The organism is Achromobacter sp. NPDC008082, assembly GCF_042957345.1.
Taxonomy (GTDB): domain Bacteria; phylum Pseudomonadota; class Gammaproteobacteria; order Burkholderiales; family Burkholderiaceae_B; genus Achromobacter; species Achromobacter kerstersii_A.
Genome location: NZ_JBIBIB010000002.1, coordinates 493,182 through 508,331 on the forward strand (window position 1 = coordinate 493,182; position 15,150 = coordinate 508,331).

At 64.5% G+C, this 15,150-nt stretch carries 14 protein-coding genes; 10 read left to right on the forward strand and 4 right to left on the reverse strand.

Annotated elements, in window-relative coordinates; genetic code table 11:
- Positions 1–32 precede the first annotated feature (32 nt).
- The 3 genes from ACFZAI_RS09315 to ACFZAI_RS09325 all read left to right on the forward strand — a co-directional run bounded on the left by ACFZAI_RS09315 (position 33) and on the right by ACFZAI_RS09325 (position 1,366).
- The gene (locus tag ACFZAI_RS09315; RefSeq protein ID WP_054424217.1) at positions 33–290 is read left to right on the forward strand and encodes a hypothetical protein; all 258 of its coding nucleotides are present in this window, start codon (positions 33–35) and stop codon (positions 288–290) included.
- 102 nt (positions 291–392) lie between these two features.
- A complete protein-coding gene (locus ACFZAI_RS09320) occupies positions 393–923 on the forward strand; it encodes a hypothetical protein (protein WP_391566647.1) in 531 nt (176 codons plus the stop codon).
- A gap of 89 nt (positions 924–1,012) precedes the next feature.
- Positions 1,013–1,366, forward strand: coding sequence for a gamma-glutamylcyclotransferase family protein (locus ACFZAI_RS09325; protein WP_391566648.1), 354 nt, complete (start codon positions 1,013–1,015; stop codon positions 1,364–1,366).
- Positions 1,367–1,400: 34 nt separating this feature from the next.
- On the opposite strand, the gene ACFZAI_RS09330 is transcribed toward ACFZAI_RS09325, so the two are convergent.
- Positions 1,401–1,709 carry a DUF1272 domain-containing protein gene (locus ACFZAI_RS09330; protein ID WP_391566649.1) on the reverse strand — a complete coding sequence of 103 codons (309 nt, stop codon included), beginning with the start codon at positions 1,707–1,709 and terminating at the stop codon, positions 1,401–1,403.
- A 168-nt stretch (positions 1,710–1,877) separates the two neighbouring features.
- On the opposite strand from ACFZAI_RS09330, the gene ACFZAI_RS09335 reads away from it, so the two are divergent.
- From ACFZAI_RS09335 to ACFZAI_RS09365, 7 genes are all read left to right on the forward strand, one after another.
- Positions 1,878–2,795, forward strand: coding sequence for a DUF808 domain-containing protein (locus ACFZAI_RS09335; protein ID WP_391566650.1), 918 nt, complete (start codon positions 1,878–1,880; stop codon positions 2,793–2,795).
- A gap of 206 nt (positions 2,796–3,001) precedes the next feature.
- The gene (locus ACFZAI_RS09340; protein WP_391566651.1) at positions 3,002–3,871 is read left to right on the forward strand and encodes an alpha/beta hydrolase; all 870 of its coding nucleotides are present in this window, start codon (positions 3,002–3,004) and stop codon (positions 3,869–3,871) included.
- 61 nt (positions 3,872–3,932) lie between these two features.
- The gene (locus ACFZAI_RS09345; protein ID WP_006223711.1) at positions 3,933–4,877 is read left to right on the forward strand and encodes an ABC transporter permease; all 945 of its coding nucleotides are present in this window, start codon (positions 3,933–3,935) and stop codon (positions 4,875–4,877) included.
- Entirely contained in the window at positions 4,874–5,695 is an 822-nt protein-coding gene (locus tag ACFZAI_RS09350; protein WP_054424205.1) for an ABC transporter permease, read from the forward strand. The genes ACFZAI_RS09345 and ACFZAI_RS09350 overlap by 4 nt, the downstream gene beginning before the upstream one ends.
- Positions 5,692–7,347, forward strand: a complete 1,656-nt coding sequence (locus ACFZAI_RS09355; protein WP_391566652.1) for an ABC transporter ATP-binding protein — start codon at positions 5,692–5,694, stop codon at positions 7,345–7,347. Before ACFZAI_RS09350 ends, ACFZAI_RS09355 begins: the two co-directional genes overlap by 4 nt.
- A gap of 82 nt (positions 7,348–7,429) precedes the next feature.
- On the forward strand, positions 7,430–8,050 hold the full coding sequence (locus ACFZAI_RS09360) for a GntR family transcriptional regulator (protein ID WP_391566653.1): 621 nt from the start codon (positions 7,430–7,432) through the stop codon (positions 8,048–8,050).
- A 210-nt stretch (positions 8,051–8,260) separates the two neighbouring features.
- Complete coding sequence (locus ACFZAI_RS09365) at positions 8,261–9,814, forward strand: ABC transporter substrate-binding protein (RefSeq protein WP_391566654.1); 1,554 nt, start codon at positions 8,261–8,263, stop codon at positions 9,812–9,814.
- Between the two features lie 832 nt (positions 9,815–10,646).
- Here the strand turns inward: ACFZAI_RS09365 and ACFZAI_RS09370 are convergent.
- From ACFZAI_RS09370 to ACFZAI_RS09380, 3 genes are all read right to left on the reverse strand, one after another.
- Positions 10,647–12,209, reverse strand: coding sequence for an ABC transporter substrate-binding protein (locus ACFZAI_RS09370; RefSeq protein ID WP_391566655.1), 1,563 nt, complete (start codon positions 12,207–12,209; stop codon positions 10,647–10,649).
- 35 nt (positions 12,210–12,244) lie between these two features.
- Complete coding sequence (locus ACFZAI_RS09375) at positions 12,245–13,381, reverse strand: C45 family autoproteolytic acyltransferase/hydolase (protein WP_391566656.1); 1,137 nt, start codon at positions 13,379–13,381, stop codon at positions 12,245–12,247.
- Between the two features lie 294 nt (positions 13,382–13,675).
- Positions 13,676–15,148 carry an efflux transporter outer membrane subunit gene (locus ACFZAI_RS09380; protein WP_391567096.1) on the reverse strand — a complete coding sequence of 491 codons (1,473 nt, stop codon included), beginning with the start codon at positions 15,146–15,148 and terminating at the stop codon, positions 13,676–13,678.
- Positions 15,149–15,150 lie beyond the last annotated feature (2 nt).

The window sequence follows — 15,150 nt, forward strand, 5'->3', positions numbered from 1 at the left end:
CATTGGGGCCTTTTTAACAAATAGGGGGGTTCATGTTTCACAACAATATGGTCTATAAGGGCTATCGGCTTACCGCCAGTGTTTCCCGGATTACAGTCGGGGGCAGCAGCCGGCCCGCCTTCACCGCAACCGTCGCGGTGGAGTTGGCAGCAGATCAGGACAAGCTCAATGAACATCACGCCGTACCGTTGTTCGAGTCGGGCGGCTTTGTTTCCAGTCCGGGCATGGCGGTAGACGCCGCGATCAATCATGGTCGCCTTGTGGTCGACGCGCATGCCAGGCCTTCTTGAAATGCCGCAGCTTGACGCTGCATGCCTGCCAGACAGGGCCGCCCGCTTGGGCGGCCTTTTCGTTGGCGGAAGTTGGGGAGAGTCTTAGTTCGGGAGAATCTCATGAAGAATGCTGACGACAGAATCCCATCGGCGCCCGGCAATGGCGACACGAATGCAACGGCCGGCCCGTGCGCGCCGCGTTTTCCGTTTGAACAATTGGATGCCCCTCAACAGCGCACGCTGGCCGAGCTGGGCGTCGCCGTGCTGGACTTATGGAGCGATTTGTCGTCCGACACGCGTCAGCGATTCGTGAGCCGGCTGGCGATGCCGGCTGATCCGGATGTGCCTGCGCTTCAGGCCCGCATTACGCGCTTCGTGGCGAACGCCACGACGTTGCGCGCCAGGTTGGCGACGCCGCTGCGGCCAGGCGTATCCCGCGCCGGGCGTGATGACGAAGACTTCGTCGACCGCGCCAAGCTGGCCTACAAGCTGGACGGCGGTGTGTCCGAGCCCGCACACTACAGTCACATCAACGAGTTCGAAGGCAAGCGCGTTGTGGTCTTGCGCAACAAGCGCGGCGTGCTGGCGGTGTATGAAGATGTAGGAGGCCTGGCGACGCGGCTGGCGCATTGGCCGGTGTCATGGGTGTGAAAAGAAGTGTGCATGTGGCGTCGTGTTTGTACGCCTGGACGCCGATGTAAAGTCTTTGGAATCCAATCATTTTCCTTAAGGACAAGACGGTGCCTGAAATCCCTGAGACGTCGATCCTGCTGTTTTCGTACGGAACCTTGCAAGACAAGGCCGTGCAACTGGCCAACTTCGGCCGTGAACTTACCGGCCGGCCCGATGCCATGACCGGCTATGTCCAGCATTGGGTCGACATCACTGACCCCGATGTGTTGAAGACCAGCGGGAAGGCTCAGCACCCGATCGTCTACGCCAGCTACAACCCCAAGGACGAAGTGCGCGGCACGGTGTTCGAGGTCACTCAACAGGAGCTGCACGCGGCCGACACCTACGAGGTGTCCGACTACAAGCGGGTGTCGGTGTTGTTGAAGTCCGGCGTACACGCCTGGGTCTATATCAAGGCCTGACTCAGCGTTTTGACCGGGGGGCGCAGGCGCTCAATCAGCGGTCCTGCGGCGCCACGCCTTCCAGGCTGCGCCGCAGCGCCGCATGCGCCGCCTGATCCACCGGCCGGTGTTTGCGCTCGGTGCTGGCGGGATATTTTTCCAGGCAGTTTCCGCCTTTGTGGTCTTGCGATGGGCGGATCGGGCGCGGCGTGAAGCCGCCGCCACAGTTCGGGCAGACGTTGCCCAGCACCTCGTCCACGCAGCGCGCGCAGAATGTGCATTCAAAGCTACAGATGCGCGCGTCGGCGGCGTCAGGGGGCAGGGCGGTGTCGCAGTGTTCGCAGGTGGGGCGCAGGGCGAGCATCAGGCATCCTTAACGTCGATTAGGCAACCCGCAGCGTAGAGCCTGCGACGGTTTTTCGCTACGTCCGATCCAGACACAAAAAGGAATGAAAACGGTCAGCCGCGTTGCATCTGGACGCGGCCGCCGCCTGTACACTCGGATCACCTTTTCGGGCACAGGGGATGCTTGATGGCCGGCAGCAGTTTCTTCGCATTGTTCGACGACATCGCCACGATTCTGGACGACGTCTCTGTCATGACCAAAGTGGCGGCCAAGAAGACGGCCGGCGTGTTGGGCGACGACCTGGCGCTGAATGCGCAGCAGGTGACCGGCGTGCCCGTCAACCGCGAGCTGCCCGTGGTGTGGGCGGTGGCCAAGGGATCGTTCATCAACAAGCTGATCCTGGTGCCGGCGGCGCTCTTGATCAGCGCGTTTGCGCCGTGGGCGATCACGCCCTTGCTGATGCTGGGCGGCGCGTTCCTGTGCTTTGAGGGCGTGGAAAAACTGGCGCATAAATTCTTGCCGCATGGCGAGTCGGCTGAAGGCAATCACGCCGCGCGCGCCGAGGCCTTGCAGGATGCGTCGGTGGACATGGTGGCGTTTGAGCGCAGCAAGATCAAAGGCGCCGTGCGGACGGACTTCATCCTGTCGGCAGAAATCATCGTCATCAGCCTGGGGGCTGTGGCCGGCGCGGACTTCACGCGCCAAGTCGCCGTGCTGTCGATCATTGCGATTGCGATGACGGTGGGCGTGTACGGGCTGGTGGCCGGCATCGTCAAGCTGGACGACCTGGGGCTCTACCTGAGCCAGAAGCGGTCGCAGGGCGTGGCCTGGCTGGGCAAGCGCATCGTGGGGGCGGCGCCTTATCTGATGAAGACCTTGTCGGTCGTTGGCACCGCCGCGATGTTCATGGTGGGCGGCGCCATCCTGACCCACGGCATCGCGCCGGTGCATGCCGCCATCGAGCACGCCGCCGCCGCGGTGGGCGGGGGCAGCGTGGTGCAAGCGTTGACGTCCACCGTGCTCAACGCCTTGTTTGGCATCGTGGCGGGCGCCGTGGTGCTGGGCGTGGTCAGCGTGGCCAAGCGGCTGTTCAAGAAAAGCTGACCCCGGGCAGGGCCATCCCTTCCGGGTGGCCTCGCCGTCAAACAATTATCTGCGTCCCGTTGGCCTGTTCTGCCAGCCTAGGGAATCCCCTGCCTTGTTGTGTCGAAACCGCTGCGCCTAAAATTGGCGCCAATTTATGTGATTATTGTTTCGACCACCGGCATCCGCCGTGCGTCCGCCCACGCGGCCACGGCAAAGAGGAAATCATGCAGTCCAACGCAGCTATCGCTCTTCAACCCGACGCCGCCCTGGCGCGCGCCATGTACGACCTGGGCCACAGCACGGTCTTCGCCGCCCGCACCGATCCGCGCTTTTCGTATTGCATGTATGTGCCGCCGCACATCGATACCGCCCGCCACCCGATGGAGCTGGTCGTGATCATGCACGGCACCGGCCGCGCTTTTGTGGAATACCGTGACGCGTTCGCCGAATTCGCGCGCTGGAACGATTGCATCGTGCTGTGCCCGCTGTTCCCCGTAGGCCCGCTGGGCGACGGCAACCGCGACGGCTTCAAGCAGCTGCGCGAAGGCGACATCCGCTATGACCACATTCTGCTCGACATGGTCGCCGAGGTAGGCGAAAAGTTTGGCTTGGAATTCAAGAAGTTCGGCCTGTTCGGCTATTCCGGCGGCGGCCAGTTCGTGAACCGCTTTGCCTACTTGCACCCTGAAAGCCTGTGGGCCGTGTCGATTGGCGCGCCGGGTTCGGTGACCTTGCTGGACCCGAGCCAGGACTGGTGGGTGGGCGTGCGCGATGCCGAAACCCGTTTCGGCAAGGGCGTGGACATTGAAGCCCTCAAACAAGTGGCCGTGCACATGATTGTGGGCAAGGCCGACCTGGAAACCTGGGAAATCACCCACCGCGAAGGCGGCAAGTTCTTCATGCCGGGCGCCAATGACGCCGGCAAGACCCGCCCCGAACGCCTGGAGTCGCTGCGCCGTTCGTTCGAAGCGGCAGGCGTGAAGGCGGTGCTGGACGTCGTGGATAACGTGCCGCACGACGGTCTGAAATGCGTGGGCCAGGTGCAGGACTTCCTGGCGGACGCGCTGCGCAAGTTGCGACATGCAAAAAATTGATATCGCTGAAGGCGGACGCCACGCGTTGCCGTGCGTCCGCGTTCAGGAATAGGAGAGGGCCATGCTGCGTTTTGCGCTATCCCGAATTGTCATGGCCGTGCCGACGCTGCTGATTGTGGCGGTGGCGGTGTTCGTGATGATCCGGCTGATTCCGGGCGATCCCGCCCAACTGCTGCTGGGCGACCTGGCCACGCCGGCCGCGCTGGCCGACCTGCGTGCGCGCCTGGGGCTGGACCAGACCTGGCTGACCCAGTTCGGCATCTGGTTCGGCAACATGCTGCACGGCGATCTGGGATCGTCCATCAACACCGGCCAGCCCGTGCTGCCGCTGGTGTGGGACCGCTTCCTGATCAGCGGGCGCGTGGTGCTGGTGGCGGTGCTGTTCGCCGCGCTGGTCGCCGTGCCGGCCGGCATGATCGCCGCCTGGAAGCAGAACAAATGGCCCGACCTGTTCTTGGTCGGATCGGCCACGCTGCTGGTGTCCATCCCGACCTTCTGGCTGGGGTTGCTGCTGCTGATCTTCTTCGGCTTGAAGCTGCAATGGCTGCCTGTCGTGGGCTACGTGTCGATTGGGGAGGACTGGAAGGCCGGCCTGCTCTACCTGGCCATGCCGATCCTGACGCTGTTCCTGCATGAAATCGGCGTGCTGATGCGCATGGCGCGCGCCAGCACGCTGGAAGTGCTGCGGCTGGACTACATCACCCATGCGCGCGCCAAGGGGCTGTCGGAATCCGCCGTGCTGATGCGCCACGCGTTTCGCAACGCTTTCGGCCCGACCTGGACGCTGATCGGCCTGGTGCTGGGCAACTTGCTGGGCGGCATCGCCGTGGTGGAAACCGTGTTCACGATTCCCGGGCTGGGGCGCTTGCTGGTGGATTCGATCTTCGCCCGCGACTATCCCGTCATCCAGGGCTGCCTGCTGTTCGTGGGCGTGGTCTATGTGATCGTGAACCTGCTCATCGACCTGTGCTATCCCATCTTCGACCCGAGAGTGACCGCCGAATGAAAAAGCGAATCGCAGCTAACGCGCTCCTGGGCGGCCTGATCGTGGGGGCGATGCTCATCGCGGCGATCATGGGCGCCTTCTGGACGCCGCATGACCCGCTCAAGATCAACTTCATCGCGCGCTTGAAACCGCCCGGCGGAGACTTCCTGCTGGGCACCGACGAGTTCGGCCGCGACGAGTTGTCGCGCCTGTTGGCGGGGGCGTCCAGCAGCGTCTGGATCAGCCTGTTGACGGTGACGTTCGCCATCGTCGCCGGCACCGCCATTGGCACGCTCACCGGCTTTGTGCGCGGCTGGACTGACCGCATCATCATGGCGTTCAACAACGCGCTGCTGGCCTTTCCCGGCCTGCTGCTGGCCTTGGGCCTGCTGGCGGTGGTGGGCGCTAACAAGTACGGCATCATCCTGGCGCTGGGCCTGGCCTACACGCCGTCGGTGACGCGCATCGTGCGGGGCACGGTGCTGTCCTTGCGTGAAAAAGAGTTCATCGAATCGTCCCGCGTGCTGGGCAATTCCGAGCTCTACACCATGTTCCGGCACGTGCTGCCCAACTGCGTGGCGCCGCTCACGGTGCTGGCCACGTCGATGTTCGGCTGGGTGATCCTGGCGGAAAGCGCGCTGTCGTTCCTGGGCCTGGGCGTGCCGCCACCCGCACCGACGTGGGGCAACATGCTGGCCGCCGCGCGCCCGTTCATGGCGCAGGCGTCGTACCTATCCATTCTTCCCGGCCTGGCCATTGCGCTCGCGCTGCTGGGGATCAACCTGCTGGGCGACGCGGTCCGAGACCGGCTCGATCCCCGCATGAGGGGCGTGCAATGAGCGCACTGGTATCCGTATCGAACCTGAGCCTGACGGTGGGCGCAGGCGGCCGAGAGATTGTCAGCGGCGTGTCGTTTAACGTGGCGCCGGGCGAAATGGTTGGCATCGTGGGCGAATCCGGCAGCGGCAAGACGCAGGCCGCCCGCGCCATCATGGGCCTGACCCCAGCGCCGCTGGTCGTTGCGGGCGGGGCCATTCTGTTCGAGGGCGTCGACGTGACGAAGGCCGAGCCGGCCGTGCTGCGCAAGCTGCGCGGCGCGCGCATCGGCATGGTGTTCCAGGAGCCCATGACGTCGTTGAACCCTTCCATGCCGATTGGCCGCCAGCTGGACGAAGGCCTGAAGCTGCACCGCAAGGACCTGTCCACGGCACAGCGCCGCGAACGCATTCTTGAGATGCTGCGCCGCGTGGGTATCCGCGATCCGAAGGGAGCGATGGACGCCTGGCCGCACGAGTTCTCGGGCGGCATGCGCCAGCGCATGATGCTGGCCTCGGTGATGCTGCTGGAACCCGCGCTGTTGATTGCCGATGAACCCACCACCGCGCTCGACGCCGTCGTGCAGCGCGACGTGCTGGAACTGATGGTGGACCTGACGCGTGAACACCACACGGCCGTGCTGATGATCAGCCACGACTTGCCGATGGTGGCGCGCTACACCGAGCGCATGGTGGTGATGCAGCATGGCAAGGTGCTGGAAACCGGCACCACCGCCGGCATTCTGGAACGGCCGCAGCATCCCTACACGCGCAAGCTGCTGGACGCGATGCCGCGCCGCCTGCCCGCCCGCAAGCTGACGCAGGACGCGCCCATTGTCGAAGTCAAGAACCTGGTGGTGGACTACGCCGGCCACCAGCGGCTGTTTTCGCGCACCGGCGCCAAGCGCGCGTTGAACGGTATCGACCTGCACGTCAAACCGCGCGAGGTGGTGGCGGTGGTGGGCGGATCGGGTTCGGGCAAGACCACACTCGGCCGCGCCATTGCCGGCCTGCTGGCGCCCACGTCCGGCCAGATTCTGTTCCGTGGGCAGCCTGTCAGCCGCAAGTCGGCCGCATGGCGCGATTACCGCCTGAACTGCCAGATGGTGTTCCAGGACCCGTACTCGTCGCTCGACCCGCGCATGACGATTGGCCAACTCGTGGGCGAAGGCCTGCGGATGATCGAAGACATGTCATCGGCGGACAAGCGCCGCCGCGTGGACGAGGTGCTGGCGGAAGTGGGTCTGGGCTCGGAATACGCCAAGCGTTTTCCGCATGAGATGTCTGGCGGGCAGCGTCAGCGCGTGGCGATTGCGCGCGCCATCGTGCGCCGGCCGGCGTTCGTGATTGCCGATGAGCCGGTGTCCGCGTTGGATGTGACCGTGCGGGCGCAGGTGCTGGACCTGTTCGCTGACTTGCAGGAACGGCACGGCTTTTCGTGCCTGTTCATCAGCCACGACCTGGGCGTGGTGGAGCAGGTGGCTGACCGCGTCGTCGTGATGCGTGACGGCGGCATCGTCGAGCAAGGGTCGCGCGACGCGGTGTTCGACCGCCCGCAAGAGGACTACACGCGCAGCCTGTTGTCGGCGATTCCGGCCTTGGAATCCACAGAAACCGGAGGCGTGCGCTTGCGTTGGCGTTTGGACGGCATGGAACCCCTGCGGGCCACGGCATGAGGGCAGGGGGGAACCCCCTGCATTCGGCGCAGGAAGTTATGCCTAAAATACGCGCTTTGGAATTGATTGATGGGAGTGGTCCATGCCGAAACCGGCAGCGACGCAACCTGGCCTGGTTGACCGCATTGCCCATGATATTCAGTCGGGCGTGTATGGTCCCGGCGCCTGGTTGAAACAGATCGACCTGCAAGAGCGCTACGACGCCAAGCGTCTGGACGTCAGGCGGGCGCTAGACCAGCTGGCCGCCAAACGGCTGATTGCGCACATCCCGAACCGGGGCTATCACGTATACGCGATGGACCCGGATCAGCATTTGCAGATCCGGGATATCCGCATCCTGCTTGAAACGGGCGCGGCGGCCGACCTGATGCCCAACGTTACGGCGGCCAAGGTCCGTGCGCTGCGCACGCTGGCGGAACGCTTTGCCAAGCTGCTGCAAGACGGCACCTTGCTGGAGCAATACGAGGTCAACCTCGCCTTTCATGCAAGCATGTACGACCTGTGCGGCAACCGCGAGCTGGCGGCGCTGATCCAGGAAATGCGTGCGCGCGGCCCGGCGGCCCCGGCCAAGGAATGGGTGACCCGGTCGCGCATCGAGATTTCGGCGCGCGAACACTTCGACATGGTCGATGCGCTGGAGGCGCGCGATGTGAAGCAGCTGCAAAAAATCATCGCGCAACACGTCGGGCAAGACATTTCATGACGATGACGATGACGATGACGTTGACGTTCTGACCACGCCATTCGCATCGCCCGCGCGGCGGCCTTCTGCAAAGAGGCCGCCGCGATGCATTTGGGCGTCGGTTTCAGGGATACCCCGGATGGCGGCTGGCGATGGAGCCGCCATAATTAGCAGCTTATTTTGGCGCCAATATATGCGTGAAATCTGCGCCGCACGCCGGGGAGTCTTTCCATGCACCACCACTTTGTTCCCAGAGCGCTTGCGCTCTCCCTGGCGCTTGCCGCCGTCGCCGCGCCCGTTCATGCCGCGGTGCTGACGGTGGCCCAACCGGCCGACATCCGCTCGACCAACCCCGGCGTCAACCGCGACAACACAACCGATGGCGTGGTGCTGAACATTGTCGAAGGCCTGGTCGGCTACCGCGAGAACGGTACCGTCGGCCCCTTGCTGGCCAAGTCGGTCGCCCTGTCGGACGACGGCCTGACCTATACCTTCACCCTGCGCGACGGCGTGAAGTTTCACAACGGCGCCACGCTGACGTCTGCCGATGTGCTGTGGAACTGGCAGCGCTACATGGACCCGAAAACCGATTGGCGTTGCCGCAGTGACTTCGACGGCCGCAATGGCTTGAAGGTGACCGACGTGTCGGCGCCGGACGCCAAGACCGTGGTGATGAAGGTGGACCGCAAGTCGGCGGTGTTCCTGGATTCACTGGCGCGCACCGACTGCGGCATGACGGCCATCATCGCGAAGGACTCGGTCGCGGCGGACGGTTCGTGGATCAAGCCGATTGGCACAGGCCCGTACCAATTCAAGGACTGGAAGCGCGGCGAATACACGCTGCTGTCGGCGTTCAAGGATTATGTGTCTCCCGAAGGCGACAAGCCGGACGGTTACGTAGGCTCGAAGCGCCCGCTGGTGGACGAGGTGAAGTTCCTGGTGGTGCCGGACCCGTCGACGTCCAAGGCCGGCCTGATGTCGGGCGCCATCGACGCCAGCCAGATCACCAACACGGATGTGGGCGAACTGAAAAGCGCGAAGAACCTGACCGTCTTCAGCCCGCATGACGCCGTCAAGCATGTGCTGTTGTTCCAGACGCAAGACCCGGTGCTGAAGAACGTGAAGGTGCGCCAGGCCATCGCCGCGGCATTGGACATCCCGCAAGTGGTGGCCGCTGCGTCCGAAGGCCTGGGCCAGCTGAACAACTCTGCCGTCCACGCGGGCTCGGCCTATTACAAGGACGCCGAAAAGCGCGGCTACAAATATGATCCGGCCCGCGCGCAGCAGTTGCTGAAGGAAGCCGGCTACAAGGGCGAACCCATCGTCATCTACGCAAACAAGCGCGCGCATGTGCCGAGCTACCAGGTCGCCGTGATTGCGCAGGCGATGATGCAGTCGGTGGGCATCAACGCGAAGATCGAAGTGCTGGAATGGGCGACGCAGCTGGACCGCTACAACACTGGCAAGTACCAGATCAGCTCGTTCTCTTTCTCGTCCCGCCTGGACCCGTCGCTGAGCTTTGAACAGTTTTCTGGCGACAAGGAAAAGCAGCCGCGCAAGGTTTGGGATGATCCGGCCGCGCAGAAGCTGATCGATGAAAGCTTCCTGGAGTCAGATCCGGTGAAGCGTCAGGCGCTGTTTGATCAACTGCACGCGTTGATGCTGGAACAGGCGCCGATGCTGATGCTGTACAACGGCGCAGACGCATGGGCGAGTAATAAGCGAGTGAAGGGGTTTTCAGTGTGGGAAGGGAAGCCGAGAGTTTGGGAGACTGAAGTTCGGTAGGGGGTTTGCTGTTTTGTGAGTGGGTGCTGTTGTGTGAGTGGGTGCTGTTGTGTAAGTGGGTGCGGTTGTGTGAGTGGGTGCGGTTGACGCCTGTGGGGTCGGTGGCCTGGGGTGCGCGGGGCAACGATTGCGGTCCGGAGCCTTCGCTCCGGACTGCCCCCTTGTCATCCTCGTACGCCTTCGGCTCCCTACGGATTCCCTCGGGCTTATCGACGCCCCGCGCCCCCCAGGCCACCGACCCCACAGGCTGCGTCAGTTGAATGCGACGTCAGCGGGGGCGAGCGGTTTTCTTAGGGTTCTACTCGCCGGCAGAGGGGTGGGAATGATCTTGCGGGGCCCGCTCCATGCCGGCCGCGCGGGCGGCCTTATGGAGCTTACGCGCGCCGGTGCGTCGCCGCGGTGTGCGCTTCGCGTGTGGGGACGTTGATTGGGTGTTTTTTTGCGTGGGTCTGGTGATTGTCGGGTGTCTTTGCGTGGGTCCGGTAATCGTCGGGTGTCTTCGCGAAAGCGACCACCGCCCAAACGCCCACTGATGCGTAAGCCGAGTAAGGCCGCCCGCGCGGCCGGCACTCGGCGGGCCCCGCAGCACTCGTGAATAAGGCACGTCCTAGCTGCGCGTCATGCCAAGACGGCGGCAGCCCGTCGGCGCGGTGGCCCTGACTGCGCGCAACCTCGATGCGCCCGAGGGAATCCGAAGGGAGCCGAAGGCGGACGAGGATGACGAAGGGGGAGTCCGGAGCGAAGGCTCCGGACCGCAATCGTGGGCGCGCGCAGTCAGGGCCACTGCGCCGATGGGCGGCCTACACCGCCCACCCCCGTCAATAGCAAACCACTACCCCCCGACCCGCTCCACTTCCCACGCCCGCGGCTTCTTCACCGCCCATGGCTGATAGCCCTTTACGTCGCTGCGATACGCTCCAATATCCAGCCCGTTATAAAGCGGAATACTCGGCACGTCCGCCAGGAACAGCTTATGCAGCTGATCAAACGACGCCTGCCGCTTCGCATGATCCGTATCGACGGACGCCGCTTCCACCAGCTTCAACGCTTCCGCACTGTCCCAGACCTTGCGCGGCTGCTTGGTTTTGTCGCCTGTCACCATCTCGTAATTCAGCGCCGCGTCCAGGCGGGCGGAATAGGGGAACGTCATCATCTGGTACGTGCCCGCGTTATAGCGGTCCAGTTGCGTCGCCCATTCCACCACCGACAACTGCGCATTGATGCCCACCGATTGCAGCATCGCCTGCACAATCACCGCCGAGTTATACGACTGCGGGTAGCGCTTCGTTGTCAGGATCGTCAGCGCCTGGCCCTTGTAGCCCGCCTCCTTCAGCAACGCCTGCGTGCGGGCGGGGTCGTACTCCCAGCCTTGCTTCTGCGCGGCGTCATGGTAGGGCGACACCAGCGGCACGATGGAATTGTTGGGCTGCGCCAGGCCTTCGGTGACGGCCGCGGCCAGCTGCTTGTAGTCGATGGCGTGGGCCAGGGCCTGGCGCATCTTCGGGCTGGACAGCACCGGGTCTTTCGTTTGCAGCAACAGCGCCGTCATGCTCATCACCGGCGCATACGCCACCTTCACGTTCGGCGTGCCTTGCAACACCGGCACGTCGTTGTTCGAGACGTCTTCGATGATGTCGATGTTTCCGCGCTGCAACGCCGCCTTGGCGGTAGAGTCGTCCGGCACGATCATGAATCGCACTTCATCCACCAGCGGGCGCTTGGAGCCTGTGTAGCCGTCGCGCTTGCCGTCCAGGTTGGAATAGCCCGCGTACTTCGTCAGGCGGATGTATTCGCCGCGTTTCCACTCGGCCAGTTCAAACGGGCCGGTGCCGATGGGTTTGATCCACGCGCCGTCCGCGCCCACGGAATCCCTGGACAGAATGCCCGTGCCGCCGCAATCCGTGCGCGCCAACGACGCCAGGAACAGGCTGCTGGGTTTTTCCAGGTGATAGACGACCGTGTGCGCATCAGGTGCTTCCACGCCGGTGACCTTGACCGTCCCGCGGCCGTCGAACTCGCTCGCGCAGCGCCAGCCGGAGTTGGCGGCGGTGTAGTGTTGCCACGTCCACAGGACATCGGCGGAGGTCATCGGCTTGCCGTTGTGGAACTTGATGCCGTCGCGCAAGGTGAACGTGTAGGTCTTGCCGTCTGCGCTGATGTCGATGGACTTGGCCAGCAGCGGGCGCACTTCGGCGTCTTCGCCGTAGGCGACCAGCCCTTCCACAATGTGCAGCACCACCGCGTCGCTGTTGCTGTCGCGGTTGACGCCGGGCTCGGTCGAGCGGATGTCGGCGGTAAGCGAAATGCGCAGCGGCGGGGCCGATTGCGCATAAGCCGCGCCGGCCATGCCGGCAAGCGCCAGCGCAACCGCGGCGCTCAATTGATGGACTTTCATTGATACTTCCTTGGGTTGCGCGGACGCGTTGCCGATCAGGCGGCGGTCAGCAGTTCAGGTTCGGCAGTCAGGCTGTAGCGCGTGAACGTGCGGTTAAGCGCCGGCAGCGGCGCCACTTCCATCAAGCCGGCGGCGGGTTCCATCACGACCATGGCAACGGTGGCCGACAGATTGTCGTGGCTGCCGGGGCGCGGCGGGCGGCAGACGGAATAGGGGGTGCCGAAGTCATCGAACAGGGCGTGCTTCAAGTCTTCGCGCGTCAGCTGCTTTTTGTCGTTCAGCAGGCGGCGCACGCGCCAGTCGCGGTAGGCGCTTTCCGGCGTGCTGGCGCGGCCCGTGTCGCGCAGCTTGCTCAACGCCACTTCACTGACCCAGTGGTTGGCGTGCACGATCAGGTCGTCGTTGCCCGGGTAGATCGGGAAGGCTTCGTCGGTGGTGCACTCGTAGTCCACGCCGAAGCCCGCAGCCATGCCCAGCATGATGTTGTTTGAGCAGGACTTGGGCGTCGTCGCCACCGCCTTGATGGCCAGTGCGAAATGCTGCTGCTCAAGCACCTTGCGGCGGATCAGCGACAGCGGCACGCCCAGTTGGCGGAAGTCGCGGTCAGACTCCAGGTAGTTGGCGGTGATGGACACGCCCGCGCTGTTCAACCCGCTGCGGGCCAGGCCGCCGGCTTCCACAAACGTCAGGATGTCGGGGCCGTTGTCGTTGCGCACGCGCAGCACGATGGCGGTCTCGGCGCACTCGGCGCGCCAGTCCCAGTTCTGGCCATGGATCAGGTTGCCGTTGGCCGAGCGCGTGGGCAGGATCAAGGCGCCGGTGCAGCCGTCGCCAGGTTCCAGTTCGGCGGCCTTTTTCTTTTCAGCGCGGGCCTTGGCGACCACTTCGGTGCGGGCGTTCACCATCACAATGTCTTCGAACGGCACGTCGGCGCCGGCCGCGATGCCGCGCATTTCTTCCAGATAGTGCGGGGCGAAGTTTTCGATCTCGCGGGCGAAGTGGGCGATCAGCTGGGTGCGCGCCATGGCGTCGTAACCCAGGTCGACCAGCGTCTGGCCATACATCGCCGCGCTTTTGCGCACGCGGCCGGCGGCTTGCTGGCCATAGGAACGGCCGCGGGCTTCGGGCGTGCCGGAAACCGATACGAAGGGGAATTGCGTGATCTGGGTCATGGACGGGAAAGCGGCGCCGCGCGCCGTGTAGTCGGAAGGGGAATCAAACTTTCAAAAATGTTAGCTTATTTTGGCGCCAATATTGCTCAGGGTTTACCCAGAGGCTTGTGCTGGACCGCCGTGTCAGCCCCCGGCAATGGAACTCATCCCCTCGTGCAAGACAAGATAAAGGGTCATCGCAAGCGGCCGCACGCCGCATCGAATCCCTGGCCCGGGCTACCCGCAACAAAGAACAGGCCCCCGCACCGTAAGCGCGGGGGCCTGAGTTCCAGACGACGAATCGATCAGGACGCGTCAGGGTTGCTGCGCGGCAACCTCCGGCGCACGGGTGGGCGACCCCATGGCTTGAAACAGCGCTGCCGTTTCGGTCAGGCGCGCATTCGCGTATTCCAGTTCGCGCAAGCGCGCCGCCACGTAATGCTGTTCCGCTGCGTACTCGGTATAGGGCGCCAGCGCGCCCAGGCGCACGCGGCTGGCCGTGTTGCGATACGACTGCTCGGCCGCGCGCCGCGACGCTTCGGCTGACGCCAGCGCTTGTCCGTCGGCATCCAGTCGCGCCAGCGTATCGGCCACATCCTTGAACGCGGTCAGCACGGTTTGCTTGTATTGCAGCACCGAGGCCTCGTAGCGTTCCTTCGCCGCGCGCCGTTCCGCCAGCAACGCGCCGCCATGGAAGATGGGTTGGGTGAGCGATGCGCCGATCGCCCAAATGGAGCCCGCGCCCGATAGCGCAGCGGGCCAACTGAATCCCCCTTTGCCCATCGAGGCTGACAGCGACAGGCTCGGAAAGAGCTGCGCGGTGGCCACGCCCACGTCGGCCGCAGCCGCCTGCACCACGGCGTCGGCGACCAGCACATCCGGGCGCGACGCCAGCAATTCAGACGGCACCACCACCGGCACCTGCGCCGGCGTGGCCAGCATGCTGAAGGGCAGATCGTCTGGCGCTTGATCGGGGCTGCGGCCCAGCAGCACGGCCAGCGCATGGCGCGTGGCTTGCCATTGCGCGCGCAAGCCGGGCAGCGATGCCTCGAGCGTGGCGGCATCCTGGTCTGCGCTCAGCGCATCGTTTTGCGAGGCGGACCCCAACTCGTACCGCCGCTGGGTATCACGCGCTACCTGCCGCAACAGCACTACCTGTTTTTCCGTCAGCGCCACGCGTTCGGCAAGCGACGCCGAGGTGATGGCGCCTGTGACGATATTGCCGGCCAGCGAACGCCGTGCGGACTCCAGCTGGAATGCCTGCTGCTCCACCTGCGCCGCCAGCGACGCATTGGCAAAGCGCGCCGCGCCGAACAAGTCCAGGTCATAGCTGGCCTGGATCTGGCCGGTGAACACGTTGTAAAGCGCGGTGGGCTGCGGCAGGTTAGGCATGGTCAGCGCGCGATTGCGCTTGGCGTTCGCGCCCGCATCCACCGACGGCAGCAGCGACGAATTCACCTGCCCGCGCAATTGTTCACGCGCGCCTGCCAGGTTATGTTCGGCCGCCGCCAGGTTGGGGCTGTTGGCCAAGCCTTCTTCCACCAGCGCGTTCAGCGCATCAGAGCCATAGCGCTTCCACCATTCGGGCACCGGCCGCGCGCCGCGCTCAAAGCGTTGCGCCACGCCGCCTGCCGACGCGCTGGCCTCGGGCGTGGGTTGCGCGCCGTATTGGGCGGGGGGCGCTACCGCAGGCGGTTTGCTGTCGGGGGCGAACGCGCAAGCGCTTAGCGCCAGCAGCAGGGGCAATACCAGCGGCAGCTTCGCTGCGCGGATCGGAAGGGTCTTCATCA

Coding starts and splice junctions, on each gene's coding strand:
- ACFZAI_RS09375 (WP_391566656.1), bottom strand. CDS start 13,381: ATGACCCAGATCACGCAATTCCCCTTCGTATCGGTTTCCGGCACGCCC.
- ACFZAI_RS09350 (WP_054424205.1), top strand. CDS start 4,874: ATGAAAAAGCGAATCGCAGCTAACGCGCTCCTGGGCGGCCTGATCGTG.
- ACFZAI_RS09380 (WP_391567096.1), bottom strand. CDS start 15,148: ATGAAGACCCTTCCGATCCGCGCAGCGAAGCTGCCGCTGGTATTGCCC.
- ACFZAI_RS09335 (WP_391566650.1), top strand. CDS start 1,878: ATGGCCGGCAGCAGTTTCTTCGCATTGTTCGACGACATCGCCACGATT.
- ACFZAI_RS09355 (WP_391566652.1), top strand. CDS start 5,692: ATGAGCGCACTGGTATCCGTATCGAACCTGAGCCTGACGGTGGGCGCA.
- ACFZAI_RS09340 (WP_391566651.1), top strand. CDS start 3,002: ATGCAGTCCAACGCAGCTATCGCTCTTCAACCCGACGCCGCCCTGGCG.
- ACFZAI_RS09330 (WP_391566649.1), bottom strand. CDS start 1,709: ATGCTCGCCCTGCGCCCCACCTGCGAACACTGCGACACCGCCCTGCCC.
- ACFZAI_RS09320 (WP_391566647.1), top strand. CDS start 393: ATGAAGAATGCTGACGACAGAATCCCATCGGCGCCCGGCAATGGCGAC.
- ACFZAI_RS09370 (WP_391566655.1), bottom strand. CDS start 12,209: ATGAAAGTCCATCAATTGAGCGCCGCGGTTGCGCTGGCGCTTGCCGGC.
- ACFZAI_RS09365 (WP_391566654.1), top strand. CDS start 8,261: ATGCACCACCACTTTGTTCCCAGAGCGCTTGCGCTCTCCCTGGCGCTT.
- ACFZAI_RS09345 (WP_006223711.1), top strand. CDS start 3,933: ATGCTGCGTTTTGCGCTATCCCGAATTGTCATGGCCGTGCCGACGCTG.
- ACFZAI_RS09360 (WP_391566653.1), top strand. CDS start 7,430: ATGCCGAAACCGGCAGCGACGCAACCTGGCCTGGTTGACCGCATTGCC.
- ACFZAI_RS09315 (WP_054424217.1), top strand. CDS start 33: ATGTTTCACAACAATATGGTCTATAAGGGCTATCGGCTTACCGCCAGT.